Annotated in this window: 18 protein-coding genes; 13 read left to right on the forward strand and 5 right to left on the reverse strand. The window is 43.7% G+C overall.

Annotation, left to right across the window (positions count from 1 at the left end):
* Positions 1 to 160 precede the first annotated feature (160 nt).
* The 3 genes from HOP38_RS17540 to HOP38_RS17550 all read left to right on the forward strand — a co-directional run bounded on the left by HOP38_RS17540 (position 161) and on the right by HOP38_RS17550 (position 2,070).
* Complete coding sequence (locus HOP38_RS17540; RefSeq protein WP_038168217.1) at positions 161 to 616, forward strand: PACE efflux transporter; 456 nt, start codon at positions 161 to 163, stop codon at positions 614 to 616.
* 112 nt (positions 617 to 728) lie between these two features.
* Positions 729 to 1,406 (forward strand): DUF2057 family protein, encoded by a 678-nt coding sequence (locus HOP38_RS17545; protein WP_198558590.1) that lies wholly within the window; start codon positions 729 to 731, stop codon positions 1,404 to 1,406.
* 61 nt (positions 1,407 to 1,467) lie between these two features.
* Positions 1,468 to 2,070, forward strand: a complete 603-nt coding sequence (locus HOP38_RS17550; RefSeq protein WP_006070112.1) for an SGNH/GDSL hydrolase family protein — start codon at positions 1,468 to 1,470, stop codon at positions 2,068 to 2,070.
* A gap of 82 nt (positions 2,071 to 2,152) precedes the next feature.
* On the opposite strand, the gene HOP38_RS17555 is transcribed toward HOP38_RS17550, so the two are convergent.
* The 3 genes from HOP38_RS17555 to HOP38_RS17565 all read right to left on the reverse strand — a co-directional run bounded on the left by HOP38_RS17555 (position 2,153) and on the right by HOP38_RS17565 (position 5,326).
* On the reverse strand, positions 2,153 to 3,541 hold the full coding sequence (locus HOP38_RS17555) for an SLC13 family permease (protein WP_006070113.1): 1,389 nt from the start codon (positions 3,539 to 3,541) through the stop codon (positions 2,153 to 2,155).
* Positions 3,542 to 3,826: 285 nt separating this feature from the next.
* Positions 3,827 to 4,678: an alpha/beta fold hydrolase gene (locus tag HOP38_RS17560; RefSeq protein ID WP_031494422.1), complete on the reverse strand. Its 852-nt coding sequence runs from the start codon at positions 4,676 to 4,678 to the stop codon at positions 3,827 to 3,829.
* A gap of 63 nt (positions 4,679 to 4,741) precedes the next feature.
* Entirely contained in the window at positions 4,742 to 5,326 is a 585-nt protein-coding gene (locus HOP38_RS17565; protein WP_198558591.1) for a TetR/AcrR family transcriptional regulator, read from the reverse strand.
* A 130-nt stretch (positions 5,327 to 5,456) separates the two neighbouring features.
* Here HOP38_RS17565 and HOP38_RS17570 point away from each other — a divergent pair, with 130 nt between their 5' ends.
* From HOP38_RS17570 to HOP38_RS17585, 4 genes are all read left to right on the forward strand, one after another.
* Positions 5,457 to 6,413, forward strand: coding sequence for an AEC family transporter (locus HOP38_RS17570; RefSeq protein ID WP_006070116.1), 957 nt, complete (start codon positions 5,457 to 5,459; stop codon positions 6,411 to 6,413).
* 104 nt (positions 6,414 to 6,517) lie between these two features.
* Positions 6,518 to 7,309 (forward strand): hydroxyethylthiazole kinase, encoded by a 792-nt coding sequence (thiM, locus tag HOP38_RS17575; RefSeq protein ID WP_038230796.1) that lies wholly within the window; start codon positions 6,518 to 6,520, stop codon positions 7,307 to 7,309.
* Positions 7,310 to 7,318: 9 nt separating this feature from the next.
* Positions 7,319 to 7,948, forward strand: a complete 630-nt coding sequence (gene thiE, locus HOP38_RS17580) for a thiamine phosphate synthase (protein WP_198558592.1) — start codon at positions 7,319 to 7,321, stop codon at positions 7,946 to 7,948.
* Positions 7,949 to 7,956: 8 nt separating this feature from the next.
* A complete protein-coding gene (locus tag HOP38_RS17585) occupies positions 7,957 to 8,823 on the forward strand; it encodes a glycerol kinase (protein ID WP_198558593.1) in 867 nt (288 codons plus the stop codon).
* Between the two features lie 30 nt (positions 8,824 to 8,853).
* Here the strand turns inward: HOP38_RS17585 and HOP38_RS17590 are convergent, their stop codons facing one another.
* Positions 8,854 to 9,417, reverse strand: coding sequence for an SPOR domain-containing protein (locus tag HOP38_RS17590; RefSeq protein ID WP_096442083.1), 564 nt, complete (start codon positions 9,415 to 9,417; stop codon positions 8,854 to 8,856).
* 202 nt (positions 9,418 to 9,619) lie between these two features.
* On the opposite strand from HOP38_RS17590, the gene nhaD reads away from it, so the two are divergent.
* The gene (gene nhaD, locus HOP38_RS17595; RefSeq protein WP_006070121.1) at positions 9,620 to 11,062 is read left to right on the forward strand and encodes a sodium:proton antiporter NhaD; all 1,443 of its coding nucleotides are present in this window, start codon (positions 9,620 to 9,622) and stop codon (positions 11,060 to 11,062) included.
* Positions 11,063 to 11,145: 83 nt separating this feature from the next.
* Here the strand turns inward: nhaD and HOP38_RS17600 are convergent, their stop codons facing one another.
* Positions 11,146 to 11,580 (reverse strand): Mpo1 family 2-hydroxy fatty acid dioxygenase, encoded by a 435-nt coding sequence (locus tag HOP38_RS17600; RefSeq protein ID WP_124941682.1) that lies wholly within the window; start codon positions 11,578 to 11,580, stop codon positions 11,146 to 11,148.
* A gap of 175 nt (positions 11,581 to 11,755) precedes the next feature.
* On the opposite strand from HOP38_RS17600, the gene HOP38_RS17605 reads away from it, so the two are divergent.
* The 5 genes from HOP38_RS17605 (at position 11,756) to ebgR (ending at position 16,876) form a co-directional block, all read left to right on the forward strand.
* Complete coding sequence (locus tag HOP38_RS17605) at positions 11,756 to 12,766, forward strand: linear amide C-N hydrolase (protein WP_096442085.1); 1,011 nt, start codon at positions 11,756 to 11,758, stop codon at positions 12,764 to 12,766.
* A gap of 252 nt (positions 12,767 to 13,018) precedes the next feature.
* The gene (locus HOP38_RS17610; protein ID WP_198558594.1) at positions 13,019 to 14,137 is read left to right on the forward strand and encodes a DUF1254 domain-containing protein; all 1,119 of its coding nucleotides are present in this window, start codon (positions 13,019 to 13,021) and stop codon (positions 14,135 to 14,137) included.
* A gap of 196 nt (positions 14,138 to 14,333) precedes the next feature.
* Complete coding sequence (locus HOP38_RS17615) at positions 14,334 to 15,221, forward strand: LysR family transcriptional regulator (RefSeq protein WP_096442087.1); 888 nt, start codon at positions 14,334 to 14,336, stop codon at positions 15,219 to 15,221.
* A complete protein-coding gene (locus HOP38_RS17620) occupies positions 15,222 to 15,761 on the forward strand; it encodes a hydrolase (protein ID WP_006070126.1) in 540 nt (179 codons plus the stop codon). It abuts the gene before it with no gap.
* Positions 15,762 to 15,889: 128 nt separating this feature from the next.
* Entirely contained in the window at positions 15,890 to 16,876 is a 987-nt protein-coding gene (gene ebgR / locus HOP38_RS17625; protein ID WP_198558595.1) for a transcriptional regulator EbgR, read from the forward strand.
* The last annotated feature ends 110 nt before the right edge of the window (positions 16,877 to 16,986 follow it).

The raw sequence follows: 16,986 nt of genomic DNA on the forward strand, positions 1-16,986 counted from the left end.
GTTATTGAAAACGTATATTTAGATCATATTCTTACGAAAATATGGCATTAGAGTCATCACTCCTCCGACCAATTCGAAAATATAATAGATCGATCTTCAAAATGTAATATTTTTTTTATAAAGTTTGCGCAATTCGATGAGATGTGAAGGAGAGCACATTGTGAATTCAAAAAATGTAATGCGAAGCCCTGCGGATAGATTGAGACATACCATTTTGTTCGAGCTATTACTGTTACTTATTGCAGCACCAATTTGTATGTTTGTTTTCGGAGCTAACGTCAAAACCGCAGCGTTAACTGCATTTTCGCTGTCGTTGATCGCTATGGTCTGGAACTACATTTACAATTATGCTTTTGATCGAGCTTTGATTTACTTACGAGGGACATCAAAAAAGACCCCCACTCAACGTGTCTACCACGCATTACTGTTCGAGTTAGGGTTACTAGTCGCGACTATTCCATTGTTGGCATGGAGCTTAAACCTATCATTAATCGATGCCGTGCTAGCTGACTTGGGCTTCGTAATTGTGGCTCTATTTTACGCCTATTTCTTTAATCTGGTTTACGATGCAGTATTTCCGATCGTCGACCACAACAATGACAAGCATGCATTGTAATTTTTTGATTAAATTCCATATTAGTATTGCGGCGAAGATTGCAATCAATCCATAACATAGGCAATCTAGTGTACGCTAAACTATTAGAATAATTCTGCTAGGATAAAATAAAATGAAAGCTTCTAAGATTCTTGCTTGTGCATTACTCGCCGGTTGCAGCACCATGGCTGTTGCTGATGTGACGATCAAAATCCCAGACTCTGTTGATCTACTATCAGTCAATGCTGGAGACCCAGTTACAAAATCCAACGGTTTCTTCTCTTCTGGAAAAACTGCTACGCTTCCAGATGGTGTAAATCAAATTGTATTTCGCTTCGAGCCTTTGTTTGATTTGAATCGAGAAGAACGTGTTACGGTTCCAAGCAAAGCAATCATCGCTCGATTTGATGCTAGCAATACAGAACTCACTCTAGAAGTGCCCACCTACCAGAATGAACGCCAGGCTAAAAAGGACATTGATAGCTTTAAATGGTCTTTGGTCGACGCTGATGGCAATGCTATTCCAGTGACTCAGGATAAACTGATTAAGGACGGTATGCAGATAGGTCGTGATTACGACCGAGAAGCCGAGGATTACAACCGTAAAGGTGGCGTAGCCGCTATCGCTGTAGCAGGCACTGTTTCCGCAGTAACGCTACCCGCAACCTTACCTGCAAATTCAGCAAACGCAGAAATCGCAGTACCAGGTGGCGCAGCAGACAATACGGCTGAAGAGATGCTAATCTTTTGGTACAACAAGGCAGATGCTGACACTAAAGCCCGCTTTAAAGAATACATCAGCAGCAACTAATCTACCTTATTCAAAAGCCGCTCTTAATGGAGCGGCTTTTTCGATCATACGAGAATAATACGTGAAAAAAATTGTCCTATTGGGTGACAGCTTGACGGCTGGATGGGGTTTAGCCACAAATCAAAACTGGTCAGATAAACTCATTGCAGCCCATCCAGATATTGAGTTTATCAACTGTGGTGTACCCGGTGACACGACAACAGGAATGCTATCTAGATTCAAACAACAAGTTTTAGACCAAGCTCCTGATGCCGTTGTTCTATTTGGCGGGCTGAACGACCTCAACTGGGGCACAGATATCAGTGTGGTTGCCAGTAACCTCAACGCTATGATTGCCCAGTCTCAACATCATGGTATTCAACCCATTTTAATCGTCACTTCTGCTATCGACCCAGTTGGTTCGCTCCCAATGTTTGGCAATCGTAAAGACACCGTTGAAGCCATACGTAGTGCTATTAAGCAGTTGAGCCAAAAACATGTCGAAAAGTTGAAAGCAATGTACAGCAGCGGAGAGAATGGGCTTGAGATCGTGGACATCTACCAAACGTTTGAACAATATGCATGCGAAAGAGGCTACGCATCGCTATACCAAGCCGATGGTATTCATTTGTCACCGCTTGGCGCTCAGCTTATCTATAATGCGCTGGACGAAATAAACTGGTAAGCAAAAGGGTCATCAGTACACACTGATGACCCTTTTGTATTTACGACCTATTTGATTATTTAGTCAACTCGATGACGTTAGACTATGCCCAAAAGCTCATTGCAATTATGGTCAAGGCACCGATACAAGCGATATTCAAGATAATACCAATACGCATCATCTCTTGCTGTTTAATATGACCAGAGGCAAAAACAATCGCATTCGGAGGTGTCGCCACCGGAAGCATAAACGCACAAGAGGCTGCCACTGCAATTAACACCGACAAAATCACCGGTGACATTCCAAACGCTTCAGCGACACTCGCAAAAACCGGAATCAGCAGCGCCGCACTCGCTGTGTTACTGGCAAACTCAGTTAAGAAGACCACAAACGCCGCAATCACCAAGATAATCACCAACATGTTGAACTGAGAGATCATGTCACTTAATTCATTGGCAAGAAAAACACTCGTTCCCGTTGCTTTAAGGACATTACTCAAACAGATACCACCACCAAACAGCAGTAAGACACCCCAGTCTGCGGTCTTCTCAATATCCTTCCAATGAACTACTCGAGCAAAGTTCACCGCAACAATAGCGCCAAGAGCAACAATGGTGTCAAATTTCGCATACCCGCCCAACATTGCATTGATCGGTTTGCTGAATATCCACAAGAATACCGTAAGACCAAAGATAAGCAGAGTAACTACTTTTCCTTTATCCCAATTCACTTGCTCATGATTGATTTCGAACTCACCATCAAGCTTAGGTTTTAATACAAAGAACAAGACAGCTAATGCAATAGGGAGCAGAATGATTGATGTTGGTAAGCCAAATGCCATCCAGTCAGTAAAAGAGAGCCCTACCTCTGCCGCGGCGATCGCGTTAGGTGGACTTCCAACCATTGTTGCAATACCACCAATACTCGCGCTATAAGCAATGCCAAGTAGTACAAAAACGTACGTGTTATGGCCGCTTTCTTCATTTACTTTACTTAATACACCAAGCACCAATGGCAACATCATTGCCGCGGTAGCAGTATTACTGATCCACATAGATAAAAGTGCGGTGACGCCAAACAGCATGAACACCGCAACGCTCATCTTACCTTTTGCCATTACTAGCACTTTATCGGCAATAACCTTGTCTAAGCCTTGCCTATGCATAGCGGCTGCTAGTGCAAAACCACCCAAGAACAAAAATATGATGGAATTGGCAAAGTTATTTAAAGCGGTCTGCGTATCAAACACACCGAACAAAACCGCAATCACCGGCACCAATATAGCAGTCACAGTCACGTGAAGCGCTTCGGTCAGCCACAGCACAGCAATAAACGCTAAGATACTAATTCCCAGCACGACACTGGGTTCAAATGGTAAGGTGTTATAGAGCACAGCAAACAGCACGACGTCGGCAAGAATAATCATGCTGTTACGGTTAAAGAACCACTCTCGGGTATTGGAGGGTAAGGGGACACTATCGTTTCTATTCATTATTATGGCTTCCTTTGATTAGACGGGCGAAAGCGACCTTGAAACACGCTTCAATGTCGCGGCCCTAACGCCATAAACGAGATAATGAAACCGGAAGTTAGATTCGATCAGAAGGCTGACTGTATCCGATGTAGTTATATTAAAGAGGATACGACACTGATACTCAGTTTCTACGCTTATGGGACCAAGTTATGATCCCATATAGAAAACCAAGCGCATAATGAAAAATTATCAATCTGTTAACCACATCAACAATATGGATATAATTACAACATCTTGATTTTATTAAGCACCAATCAGCTTATCAAAGCTCGATTTTGCCTCCTGACATTGCATAACCCGACCATGTCCTTGTCCATGTGTAGTGACCAACTCTACATTGACCATCTCTTGCGCTGCTTTCTTCGACACGGAATATTTAGTGAAACGATCCTTTTCATCATGAACGATAATAGTTGGCGCATTGCGAAGCGCTAATTTGTTATAGGGATCGATGGTTTGCAGAGGGTATTGATATTGGGTTTGAATATCATCGACTACCGCTTCAAACAAACGCATCGAATAGCCAGAACGCGCGACGCTACCAAACAAATTATCAAGATAGTCGAGAACCGGCGCGATAAGCAGCAAAGGTTTATCATGAAGTTTCGCGTGCTTACATTCAATCGCCGAAGCCGTGCCCATGCTATGCCCAACTAACCCAGCAACATCGTCTTCATTATCCAGCAGACCTTCTAAACCGCCAACAAAGGCAGGAATATGCCCAAACGCACCTTCACTCTCACCATGAGCAGGATGGTCATACGCAAGCGCAGTAAACCCTCGACTTGCGATGTGCTCCATTAGTGGGAAGAATTGGCTTGCCGTACCAGACCAACCATGAGTCAAAATCCACACAGGACCTGTACCAAGACGATATGTCTTTAACATACCTTCTGGCGTCGCGATCTCACCCTTTACCAATCCCTGAGGCTCAGAATTCTTTGGTTTAGAACGAACAGGCGTCAACAATAGTTTCTTCGCAGTGTTCTTCGCATGATTAGGCGCCAACTTATGATGAGCGCGCGTTGTAAGGTTAATCATGCGCTTTTTAAAACTGAATTTATTAGAAGTGTTGAAGTAAATTTTGTCACTCATGACTGACTCTTCCTTGCAGCACGATTCGAACGGTCGTGCTTTTTTATCTTAAAAAAATGTCTATTAGCTCGACCAAGACTCAAAAGACTTAGTCACACTATTCCAAAACCTTTGGCTACTTTCTTCTTGCCCAACGAGGGAGTAAAAAACATGCGCACTAAGATAGTGCCCATAAAGTTCAAATGCCGCTTGCTTAACATCCAGATCTTTTTTCAACTCACCAGTTTTGACGGCCTTCTCGATTTGTATCGTTAAGTAGCTGATCCAGCGATAAATCGCCTTGCGTAGAGAAACTTGCAGTTCGTCTTGACGATTATCACGCCAAGCATCGATAAACATACAGCTGCCTTGGAAAGATTGATTCCAACACATCCAGTTATCAATCAAATGCTTAAGCTTATCAATAACCAACTCATGCTGATACTCTCTTACAGGGGCAATCACACGAGTCTGGAACGTAGCGTCGGCATACTCAACCACCGCTACCTGTAGGTTCACTTTGGAATTAAAATGCGCAAATAGACCACTCTTCGACATCTGACACTGCTTAGCCAGCTCACCGATCGTCAGGCTTTCTAAGCCTTCACGACTCGCTATGCCGAACGCTTGATTAAGAATGTGCTCTTTGGTCAGCTTACCTTTGCCCATTTAAATCTCTAATAAAACGAATACACCACCAATTTAGCACGGTCGTACTTTTTTGCAATCCTTGATTTATTGGGATGAGAAGATGTGGAATAATTATTCAATGCTACTGCGCTGATAATATGGAATGTTTATGGACTCTTTGGTCGACCAACTGCTGTTTTCTATCACCATCACGGGCCCAATTTGTCTTATGATCATTTTGGGAGTAGTGTTCAAACGAATCGGTCTGATCAACGATAATTTTATCGACGTGGCGTCTAAGTTAGTCTTTAAAGTTACCCTACCCGCCATGCTATTTTTAAGCATCGTCAACTCCGAGCACAATTTCTCCGCAGCGAGCCAATTCATTACTTTTAGTATTATTGCCAATATACTGTTCTTCATTTTCACATACACCTCCGTTGGCGCCATGTTTCGTCACTCCACGGATAAAGGCGTCATTATTCAAGGAAGTTTTCGAGCTAATACCGGGATTATAGGCTTGGCTTACGTCGCCAACGCATACGGAGAAAAAGGGGTCGCTTTAGCGGCTATCTATGTTGCTGTCACTACCTTTATTTATAATGTTCAAGCGGTTATTTGCCTTACCCCAAAAGGCACAGACTCTGGTGTTTCAGCCGGAAAAATCATGCTGACTACATTGACCAAAAACCCATTAATTATCGCAATTGTGTCTGGTCTGGTATTCTACATGTTGTCGATTCCCGTGCCTGATATAGCCATTGATGCCGGCAATTATTTCGCCAGAATGACACTGCCATTAGCCCTCCTTTGTACCGGAGGGTCGCTAGACTTAAGCTCGATGAAAAAAGAACAGAAACCAGCATGGCTCGCCAGTAGTTACAAACTTATTTTGGCTCCATTTGTGGTGACAACAGCAGGCTACTGGTTCGGTTTTAGAGGTTTGGAGTTAGGCATTCTATTTTTTATGAGTGCATCGCCAGTCGCTGCTGCAAGCTACGTCATGGCTCGCTCTATGGGAGGAAACTCAGTGCTTGCAGCGAATATTATCGCACTGACAACAGTGCTTTCGACGCTTACTTGCACTGTCGGTATCATTATTCTGACCTCTTTACACGCTATCTAAAGCAAACAGAGCTAAATACCATTACAATCATTCAAAAAGTCATAACCTGAGCCTGTTTTAATTTATTGTCATTCTATCGGCTCAATCTAGGTTTGGAGATAAACATGAACAAAGACCTTATTATCAACGCGCTACAAAAAGTACGTGAGCAAAAACCACTTGTCGTCAATATTACGAATTTTGTTGTCATGAATAGCACCGCCAATGCACTTTTAGCGGTAGGTGCTTCGCCAATCATGTCACACTCAAAGCAAGAAATGGCGGAAATGATGTCATTCGCAGGCGCACTAGTCATCAATATTGGAACTTTAGATAGTGTGTGGCGTCCTGGTATGTTCTTCGCCGTAGAACAAGCCAATGAAAATAATAAGCCAGTTGTACTCGATCCTGTTGGATGTGGCGCAACCAAATTAAGAACCTCAACCGCTCGTCAACTTGCAGAACTCGCTGACAACTTAATCATTCGTGGTAACGCATCAGAAATCATTGCCATGGCAGGGGAAAAATCACAAAACAAAGGTGTCGACGCACTGGATTCAAGTGAGGCAGCTTTATCTGCGGCGCGCGCATTAGTAGAAGCCTACAACTGCTGTGTCGTAATCTCAGGTGAAACCGACTACGTCGTCAATAAAGAAGCCACTCACGCACTGAGTAATGGTCATGAGATGATGCCTTTTGTCACCGGTATGGGGTGCTCACTATCAGCGGTAACAGGGGCATTTGCTGCGGTTGGTGAAACCACAGGCCTCGCGGCTGCGGCAATATTTGCCATCGCAGGTGAAATCGCGGCAGAGCAATCAAAAGGCCCAGGTTCACTGCAAATGAATTTGCTTGATGCTCTGTATCAGCTTAGTGATGAAGAAGTGCTACGCCGTCTCCACATTAAAGAGTGTTAAGGACAAACGATGACTCGCAACCCTTATCGACTCTATCTTGTAACAGACGAAAACCAAGACCTCGATGCGTTAATAGAAGTCGTGAAGCAGGCTGTTGAAGGTGGAGTGACAATGGTGCAAATACGTGAAAAGCATCATGATATTAGGACCTTCATCACCAAAGCAGCAGCTGTCAAAAAGGTGCTTGAGGGTACTAACGTTCCATTGATCATCAATGACCGAGTAGACGTCGCCCTTGCCATCGATGCAGATGGCGTGCATTTGGGACAGACCGATATGCCAGCGACCCTAGCTCGAACCCTTATCGGTGAGGATAAGATTCTTGGTCTTTCTATTGAAAGCGAAACGCAACTGCAACAAGCGAAACAGCTTCCAATCGACTATATTGGGCTAAGCGCCATATTCTCAACGACAACCAAAACCAACATAAAAACTGAATGGGGGCTTGAAGGGCTTACGAATGCACTTCAACAGATAGAGCTACCTATTGTTGCTATTGGTGGTATCAACGAATCAAACTTGTTAGATGTAGCAAAAACTGGTGTTCATGGTGTCGCGATCGTTTCAGCAATTAGTCATGCCGGCTCACCCAAACAAGCAGCTCAGCAACTGTTAACTCTTATGGAAAAGGCCGAGTAAGGAATCGAATGCACGATAAACTGTCCACATCCGCACTAGCAAAAAGTCGAAACCAAGAGTCTAAAGTACTGTTTACGCTTTTGAAGCGCGCAGGTTATATCAGCTGGCACGAGTCCAGTTGGTTACTGACTGACATTGGGCATCGTTTCGGCGGTGACTATGTGGACAGTGAAAAATATGGACGCTTTATCGTGTGGCCGTCAAACCTTGTAATCGACGATACACTTATTAGTGACTCAACACTGACTGCAACACAACTTGGTGAACACTTTGCGCTTCCGGCTAAAAAGATCAATCTTCTACTTAGTGAGCTAGGTTGGATAAAGCGTGACGATAGCCAATGGAAGGCGACGGCCATTGGCCTTCGCGCTGGTGCTCGTCTTCGTAAAGATAAACAGAACAACAATGAGTTTGTGGTTTGGCACCCCTCTGTATTGCGCCACGCTCGATTAAAACAGTCCGTCATCGAATTTAAAGGTCACGATGCAGAAGCGCACTCTACTGAAAAATCCTTCTCGAGTTTTCGGCAAAAATTCGCGGCAAAGCACCGCACTCTCGATGGTCATTACGTTCAATCGAAAGGCGAGCTAATTATTGATAACTGGTTATATATGGCAGGCGTTGTTCATGCTTATCAACGGCAATTACCCATAGAACAAGATGTCGTGAGTGATTTTTACTTACCACAAGGGAAAGTCTACCTACAATATTGGGGATCAGATAGCGATGTAGCAGACGACAGAGTCATTGAACACACACGTGCGCTTTATCAAGAGCATGACCTGAGTCTTATTGAAATATTCCCAGACGATATTCAGAATTTGGATGAGCTATTACCGAAAAAATTAAAGCCGTTTGGTATCAAAGCATACTGATTGGCTCTAATCGCAGTAATCAAGCCTTCGCTAAAAGTAACAGAGGCACGAGTTGCGCCCATGCTGCCCACCAATCATAAAAGGAGTGGCCGCAACCACTGCACTATAGCTTTCTTTCAACGAGTTCGCCGATGACTCTCCTTCAGCACTGGCCACCAACTGGGTTTCACTGGTAGTAATCAAAATACTGGTTGTTCTGATAAACGCATCTTTATATGCGGGTAGAGCTTTCACCTCGGCTAAATCGAAACTTGCAGCTTCGAAGTTTTCATACGGACCAATCAAGCAACGATCTCCGTCTATTTCAGGTTTTAACCATATCGATTTACTGACATTTTGCTGCAAGTTGCTAGGCACTGCACGCAAACTTCCCGATTGAACGAACCCACATTGTATCCAGAAAGACTTATCACTCTCGCTTGGCACACCGCGTCCCCATAACCCTTCTCCAATAGGACATTCACTTTCTAAGACTGGAAAAGGTAGGTTTACTTTGTTGGCACTGTCACAGACGTAAGGTTGCGTTTCGGCTAGAGCTGGATTCGCAAATAGAAACATTAGTGTCGTCAACAAGAATGAAATGACTGTTTTCATGAGTTTGCTCCCTTACACCAAATTAGACAGATTCCTTCATCTAAGCCTAGGAGGTCTGAAAACATTGTCAAAAGTCTATTTTTTAACCACAAGCTCTTCATCAGATTCGAGTTAGCTCACAACGAAAATGTTGAATAACCTTTAAAATATCGTATCGCAATTGTTAGCGCCTGATTTTATTTAGCTTTTGAAGGATCAAAACATGATGAAAAAAAGTCGATGGCAGACCCTTTTTGTACTCCCTTTTATCGCCACGTCTACTTTCGCTTCGGAAACGGTATCTTCGGATACCTTTAACTTCACTCAATCCACAGTAGGTTATGCAGCATTACTTATTTTTGGTATTGCTTATACCCTTGTCATGATGGAGGAATACCTTAAATTACGTAAGTCAAAACCTGTTCTGCTCGCAGCAGGCTTAATTTGGATAATAATCGGATTAGTCTATAAAGACCTTGGTCAAATAGAAGTCGCAAAATCCGCACTAGAACATAATCTACTTGAATACGCCGAGCTCTTACTTTTCTTATTGGTCGCAATGACCTACATATCGGCGATGGAAGAGCGGCGACTATTCGATGCGCTTCAATCTTGGATGGTCGGAAAAGGCTTTAACTTTCGAACCTTATTTTGGTTAACAGGTATCCTCTCTTTCTTCATTTCCCCTATTGCCGATAACCTCACCACCGCATTATTAATGTGTGCCGTCGTGCTTAAAGTGGGGGGAAGCAATCTACGATTTGTAAATATTGCCTGTATTAACATCGTGGTCGCAGCTAATGCGGGCGGTGCATTCAGCCCATTTGGTGATATTACCACCTTAATGGTTTGGCAAGCGGGGCATGTGTCTTTCTCCGAATTTATGCCTCTGTTCGTCCCCTCAGTGATTAACTACATTGTGCCTGCCGTGATCATGTCGCTGTTTGTTCCTAAGACACAACCTGATGCGGTCCATGCTCACGTAGAACTAAAACGTGGAGCGTTTCGCATTGTTGGACTCTTTATTCTCACCATTGCAACGGCCGTTGCCTTCCACGCAGTGCTTCATTTCCCTCCGGTCATGGGCATGATGATGGGACTAGCTTACCTACAGTTCTTCGGGTTCTTCCTGCGTAAAACGTTGCCTCGCTCCATTGCTAAGAAGAAAGCCATCGCTATAGCAAACAACGACGAAACCGCACTGAAACGACTAGGTTCCATCGTACCGTTTGATGTATTTAGACGAGTCTCTCATGCCGAATGGGATACATTGCTATTCTTCTATGGCGTGGTGATGTGTGTCGGTGGGTTAAGTTTGCTAGGTTATCTAAGTGTGGTCTCAGAAATCATGTATACCCAATGGGATCCCGTTTGGGCCAACGTGATGGTAGGTATTCTTTCGGCCATCGTCGATAACATTCCAGTAATGTTTGCGGTATTGACTATGAACCCAGAGCTCTCTATGGGCAACTGGCTGCTCGTAACGTTAACGGCAGGTGTCGGCGGTAGCTTGCTGTCTATCGGTTCAGCAGCTGGCGTTGCATTAATGGGTGCTGCCCACGGCAAATACACTTTCTTCGGACATTTGAAGTGGATGCCGGTGATTGCCCTCGGCTACGCTGCCAGTATTCTCGCTCACCTTTCGATGAACGGAGGACTGTTCTAAACCGATTGTCGAAGGCATTATTGTAAAATACAAAGACCGCTATCCTAGTTTGACTGGGATAGCGGTCTTTTTTAAGTCAACCATCATTTCTGGCGAAACACCCAAATAGGTCCAATCAGCAAGAACTGTAAATCATCAAAAAACGATGGCTTTTTTCCTTCAATCTTGTGTCCAACAAACTGCATTATCCAAAGTACCACAAACATACCAATACAGACGGTAAGCACCGACATTCCCAGCATTGCAGCGAAGGTAATAATTGCCAAACATGCAAGAGTAAAGATCAGCATCTGAATAAATACAGACCGTGATAAACGAAAATAGAAAACCATCACAGGTAGCATCACAATCCATACCCAGTTAATAGACATGCCACCAAGTGGTAACTGAGGTAGACACCAGATCAACCCCACAATAGAAAGATAGATACCGGGAACTGCGATTTTGTGTATTTTTCGATTAGTACTGTTCTGGTGACTCTCTCCGTAAGCATCTAACCACTGCTGTAACGACCTCATTTGACTTCCTTGTTATTCGACTGGTGTTAATACTCTAGACCAAAATCAACAACTCTTCCTATTCATCCGCCTACTCCAACCTATTAGCATTGCTTACAGGTGCTAATTTAAGCTATTAACGTTAGTTGTCTATTATGGCCTCAACAAAACACAACACCAAACATGTGAGGTCATTATGAAAAAGTCAGTCCTAAGTCTAGCTCTTGTCGCAACACTATCAGCAGGTTACGTCGCAGATGTAACAGCATGCACATCAGCAATCTACAATAACGGTGATGCTAGTCTCTCAGTGAGAACCATGGATTGGTTTGGACACGATGATGCTGTGGTCGTCGGCACAGGTAAAGGCATCTCAAATCAATACAGCACAACTAAAGAGTCAGTTAACACGACCAGTAAATACGCGTCTATCAAAATCAAATCATTCCAGCCAGAAATTGTCGCCGAAGCAATGAACCAAGAAGGTTTGGTCGCTCGTATTCTTTATCTTGGATTGGAATACACCGAAATGGCACCTAACCGCGCCGGCGTGCCTGATGTAGATGCATCACAATTCGCCAATTACGCGGTCGATAACTTCGCTTCCGTTGAAGAGGTCGTTGCTACACTGGACAAGATTGATGTTGTCCAAGACAAAGTATGTGATTTGCCAGGCCATGAAAATGAATGCCTTCCAGCGCCTGTGCATTATCACCTCACCGACGCCAATGGTGATAGTGCGGTGATTGAGTTTGTTGGTGGCGAGGTCAAAATCTATCACGGCGATGTGACGGATGCACCGAGTGTCCAGTACTTATCCAATGATCCTGAGTTCAGCTTCCATATCAACTTGGATAAAGAGAAAGCAGAACCGGGCGCAACGATCCGCGCTTATGATAGACGACTACGTGCCAAAGAAGTGGTTGAAGATATGTATAAGCGTGACGTTACTGACAGTGGCGAAGCCTTGAATAGCCTGAAAGCTGCTGGAGCAACGGTCTTTGCTGGCTATGACCAAATTGACCCATATCTTAATGATGTATTCCCTACACTATGGACAGTCTATACAGACCAGAATGCGAAAGCGATTTACCTAGACCGTTACGACACATGGCAAGTAGAGAGTTACAACTTTACGATGTTCGACAACAATCAAGCCGCAGAAGTCGTGCTCGGTGCTCATCCTAAAGCAGAAGCTGCTAACTAGTCACCTAGATGCGTAGTTAATATCCAAGGCTACATCATGGTTCGTTGATTACAGCGAACCATGATATGCACCAAAAACATATCAATAATTAGATTTAATGATTTCAAAATATATCTCTATCTCTCTATGATTTACCCAGACCTAAGGAAATAAACCAATTGTCGTGCTAGGGAGAGTCATACGGTCAAACGAACGGTCGGGCAGCGTCCTCAATGCTCGAACAGTACAATAGAGACACGAAAGGTTATTGAAATGAAAAAACTGACAATCATCGCTTCCCTGACAGCTACCATGTTCACTTCTGCGTCAATCGCTCACGATCTTGGTGACCATTTACCTAAGAAAGGGCAACCGACTGAGACTCAAATCTTGAACGGCGGCTCGACAAAAGTTACCAAAGATAACTTTATCCTTGCGGAGTCCGACAAATACTTTTTCGAGCAGCAAGAGAAGTCTGGCATCAACCAGTTTACTCACGATCGTCAACTACTCACTATGGATACTCAGACCGTTGTACGCCAGAATCGAGATACGCTCTATTCAAAATCAATCTGGGATGCCGAGGGTGGCGTAACATTCGAACTACCAATACTCGATTCCTATCAGACTCTTCAGATCATCGATGAACAGCATCGCACTGTCGCTGTCCTATATGCAGAGAAAGGGAAAAATAGGATTACCATTACGCCAGAGATGCTCTCTTCTGGTAAGCATGTTTGGGTCATCGCACGCACCCAAGTTGCTTCCAACTCCCCTGCTGATATTAAGGCCGGAAATGCAAAGCAAGATATGATTAAAGGGACCGCCAACTTTGCAAACCCTTATATACCAAAAGGATTTGACCAGTTTGATAGAGAAAATGTTCGTTTATCTTTAGAAGCCGATGTACTCAAGCTCGACTTTACTAAGGCGATGGGTGGACCTGAAGGCAAGCCTCTAAAACCAGAACAGAATCTAGAACAACGTAAAGTCGAACTTTTTCATGCAAGAGGCTTAACGTCAATGGGATTCGGAGGACTGCCGAGCGAGCACGCTTACTACAAAGTTTTACTTGCTGAGGATCGCTCAGGTCAGTGTCAAACAATGAACTTCGACGCCCCACCACTGGGTAAAAACGGTTTCTTCTCAATCACGACTTACGGCGCAGATGCCTACGTTCACACTGAGAAATTTGCGTTATCAAGTCGTGAAGATGAACTCAGACAAAATAGCGATGGCAGCTATACCGTCAACTTTAATTGTGGTTCTCAAGCCATCAACAACATTGAGGTGGAACAAGGCTGGACGGGAATACTACGAATGTATAAACCTAATTCCGATACCGAAATCGTGACATATGCAAAAGGTGTGGAGCAACCTCACTCAAAATAATGTCGTTCCGTTATCGTTAGCATCAGCAGCGCTAGTTGACATCTAGCTAGCGCTGCAAATTTACAATGTAAAACCTAGGAGATATAAAGAAACAGACTCGACTAATACCCTTCCAATGAACAAAGTGTCCCTTCATGCTTTACCTCTCTACGAAATTCAAGCACAGTAGAAACACCTTCTTTTCTCGGAGATCAGTATGCTACTTAATACCGAGCGACTTCAATATCTGGTTTGTATTGCCGAGACTGGTTCATTTTCTGCGGCGGCCAGAAAACTCAATGTCAGTGCTTCCGCTGTGAATCAAGCGGTACAAGCGATGGAAATTGATATTGGCATTCGTTTATTTGAACGTGTTGCCGGAAAGTCTCCCTCACTGACACCTGAAGGAAAAGCGCTGTACTTCCAAGCGCTTGAAATTGTTCCCCGCTTGCAAGCTATAGAACGAAAAGCACGTGCGCTGCAAAGTGGTGAAGAGCCCTCTCTGACGATTGCTACTCACAGTATGACCTTATACCCAAGGTTTACCGAACTAATGTCTTCATTAACCCTGCAGTTTCCAGAACTAGAGTTGATTTTAGTTGATGCAGAAAAGCACCAACTATCAACCAATGATGAGAGCTTAGGCGCTGACATCATGATTGCTCCTGGCGGGTTATGCCCCCAACGAGGCTCAAATGCACAAATCATAGATAATATCGAATGGTGCTTCATAACCTCACCTAATCATCCGTTGGCAAAGCTCAAAGGTGAGATTACACCAGAAGATCTAGAACACTATCCCCAGTTACTATCCTTAGAAGGTAAAGTTGCGACTAGCGAACTACTGGAATCGCTGCGTTTCAGCCCTCGCCTCATTCGTTACGAAACCCCTGATCAACTGCAAGACATGCTGCTTTATGGTGCTGGTTTTGCCGCTTACCCAATCAAACTGGCTCAACCATTTATCGACCATGGTCTAGTAACCAAGTTAAATGTAGGACATTATGATAGTTCTATGGTGTGGCCAGTGGAGCTGTCGTGGCGCAGTGGACTCGGCACAGTTGGAACGTGGTTTATAGAACAAGTATTAGAACAGGAGCGTTAAATGCTAGAGCAAGACAACACCCAATTAATGATCATCGATGTACAAGGCAAGCTTGCCCAAATCATGCACGATAAAGAGCACTTGTTCGCCAACCTAAATACCTTGACCAAGGCTGCGCAGCTCATGGAATTACCCATTGTTTGGGTAGAGCAAATCCCAGATAAATTAGGTCATACCATCGATGAAATTCGCCATGAACTTCCCCACCTATCCCCCATTGCAAAAGATGTGTTCAGCGCCTGGGGTGAGATAGCTGTTCAAGAGACGCTCCAACGTAACAATAGAAAACAAATACTATTGGTCGGTATTGAAGCACATATTTGTGTCCATCAAACTGCTTGCGATTTGATGGACCAAGGATATGAAGTTCACCTTGTTGTCGACGCTATTTCTTCGCGTGCACCAGAAAACAAAGAGCTCGCAATCCAACGCCTGTCAAAACAAGGGGCCGTGTTAACTTCCACTGAAATGGCACTCTTTGAACTACAAAAAGTCGCCCGAGGCGATCAGTTTAAGCAATTGCTAAAACTAATTAAGTAATCGCTGCTAATTTAAACGATTAACGCTGTTTTTACTAAAACTTTAGTATTTACTGATGAAGATTGTTTACAATAGAACCCAATAGATAGGATTAGTTTTTTCGGTATGATGCCGAAGGGTGTGATTGAATGGCAACATTAAAAGACATCGCTAATGAAGCAGGTGTTTCATTAGCGACAGTATCTCGCGTACTGAATGATGACCCTAGTTTGAGTGTAAAAGAACAAACTAAGCTGCGAATTTTAGAGATCGCAGAAGCCTTAGAATATAAGACCAGCAGTTCGAAGAAATCGATCCAGCCTAAGAAGCATAGCCACCATTTCATGGCCATTTATAATTATAAGCAGGAAGCGGAAGTTAACGACCCTTACTACTTATCCATTCGTCATGGTATAGAAACACAGTGTGAAAAGCTGGGCATAAAACTGGTTAATTGCTACGAAGGAGAGTTAGCTCATTCAGACGCTAAAATCACCGGAATACTGTTTGTTGGACGTTACCCTGAGACGGTTCGCTCCGAAGCTGAAAGCATCACAGACAATATCTGCTTCATTGATTTCTCTGACCCAAACTCAAAGTACGACTCGGTTGATATCGACCTCACTAAAATTAGCAAAGAAATCATAGACTTTTTTATCAATCAAGGGTTCAATCGGATCGGCTTTATCGGTGGTCAAGATACACCTAATAGTTCTGACATCCGAGAGATGGCATTTGTAGAATATGGCAGCTTAAAAGGCGTGGTATCGCTTGATGATATTTACCGTGGAGAGTTTACCAGTCAATCAGGCTACGAATCTGCGAAAAAGATGTTTTCCAACAATAACTTCCCTCGAGCACTGTTTATCGCTTCAGATTCTATTGCTATTGGTGTATTGCGCGCAATTCATGAACACGGCCTCAAGATACCAGAAGACATATCTCTTATCAGCGTCAACGATATTCCTACAGCAAAGTTCACCTTTCCTTCACTTTCTACCGTCAGGATTCACTCTGAGATGATGGGTATTCAAGGTGTTAACCTGTTGATGGAAAAAGCAAGAGATGGACGTGCACTGCCATTGAAAGTCTATGTACCCAGTAAACTAAAACTACGAGGCACAACAAAAGAATAGGCATTTTCATATTTTTTAGTAAAACTTACCTATCTATTCTACATTCCACCTTAGTTCGACTCATTGACATCGATTAGCCAACTTTATTCAAAGTTGGCTCACCATTCCTC

The sequence above is a fragment of the Vibrio mediterranei genome (genome assembly GCF_013364395.1).
GTDB classification, from domain to species: Bacteria; Pseudomonadota; Gammaproteobacteria; order Enterobacterales; family Vibrionaceae; genus Vibrio; species Vibrio mediterranei.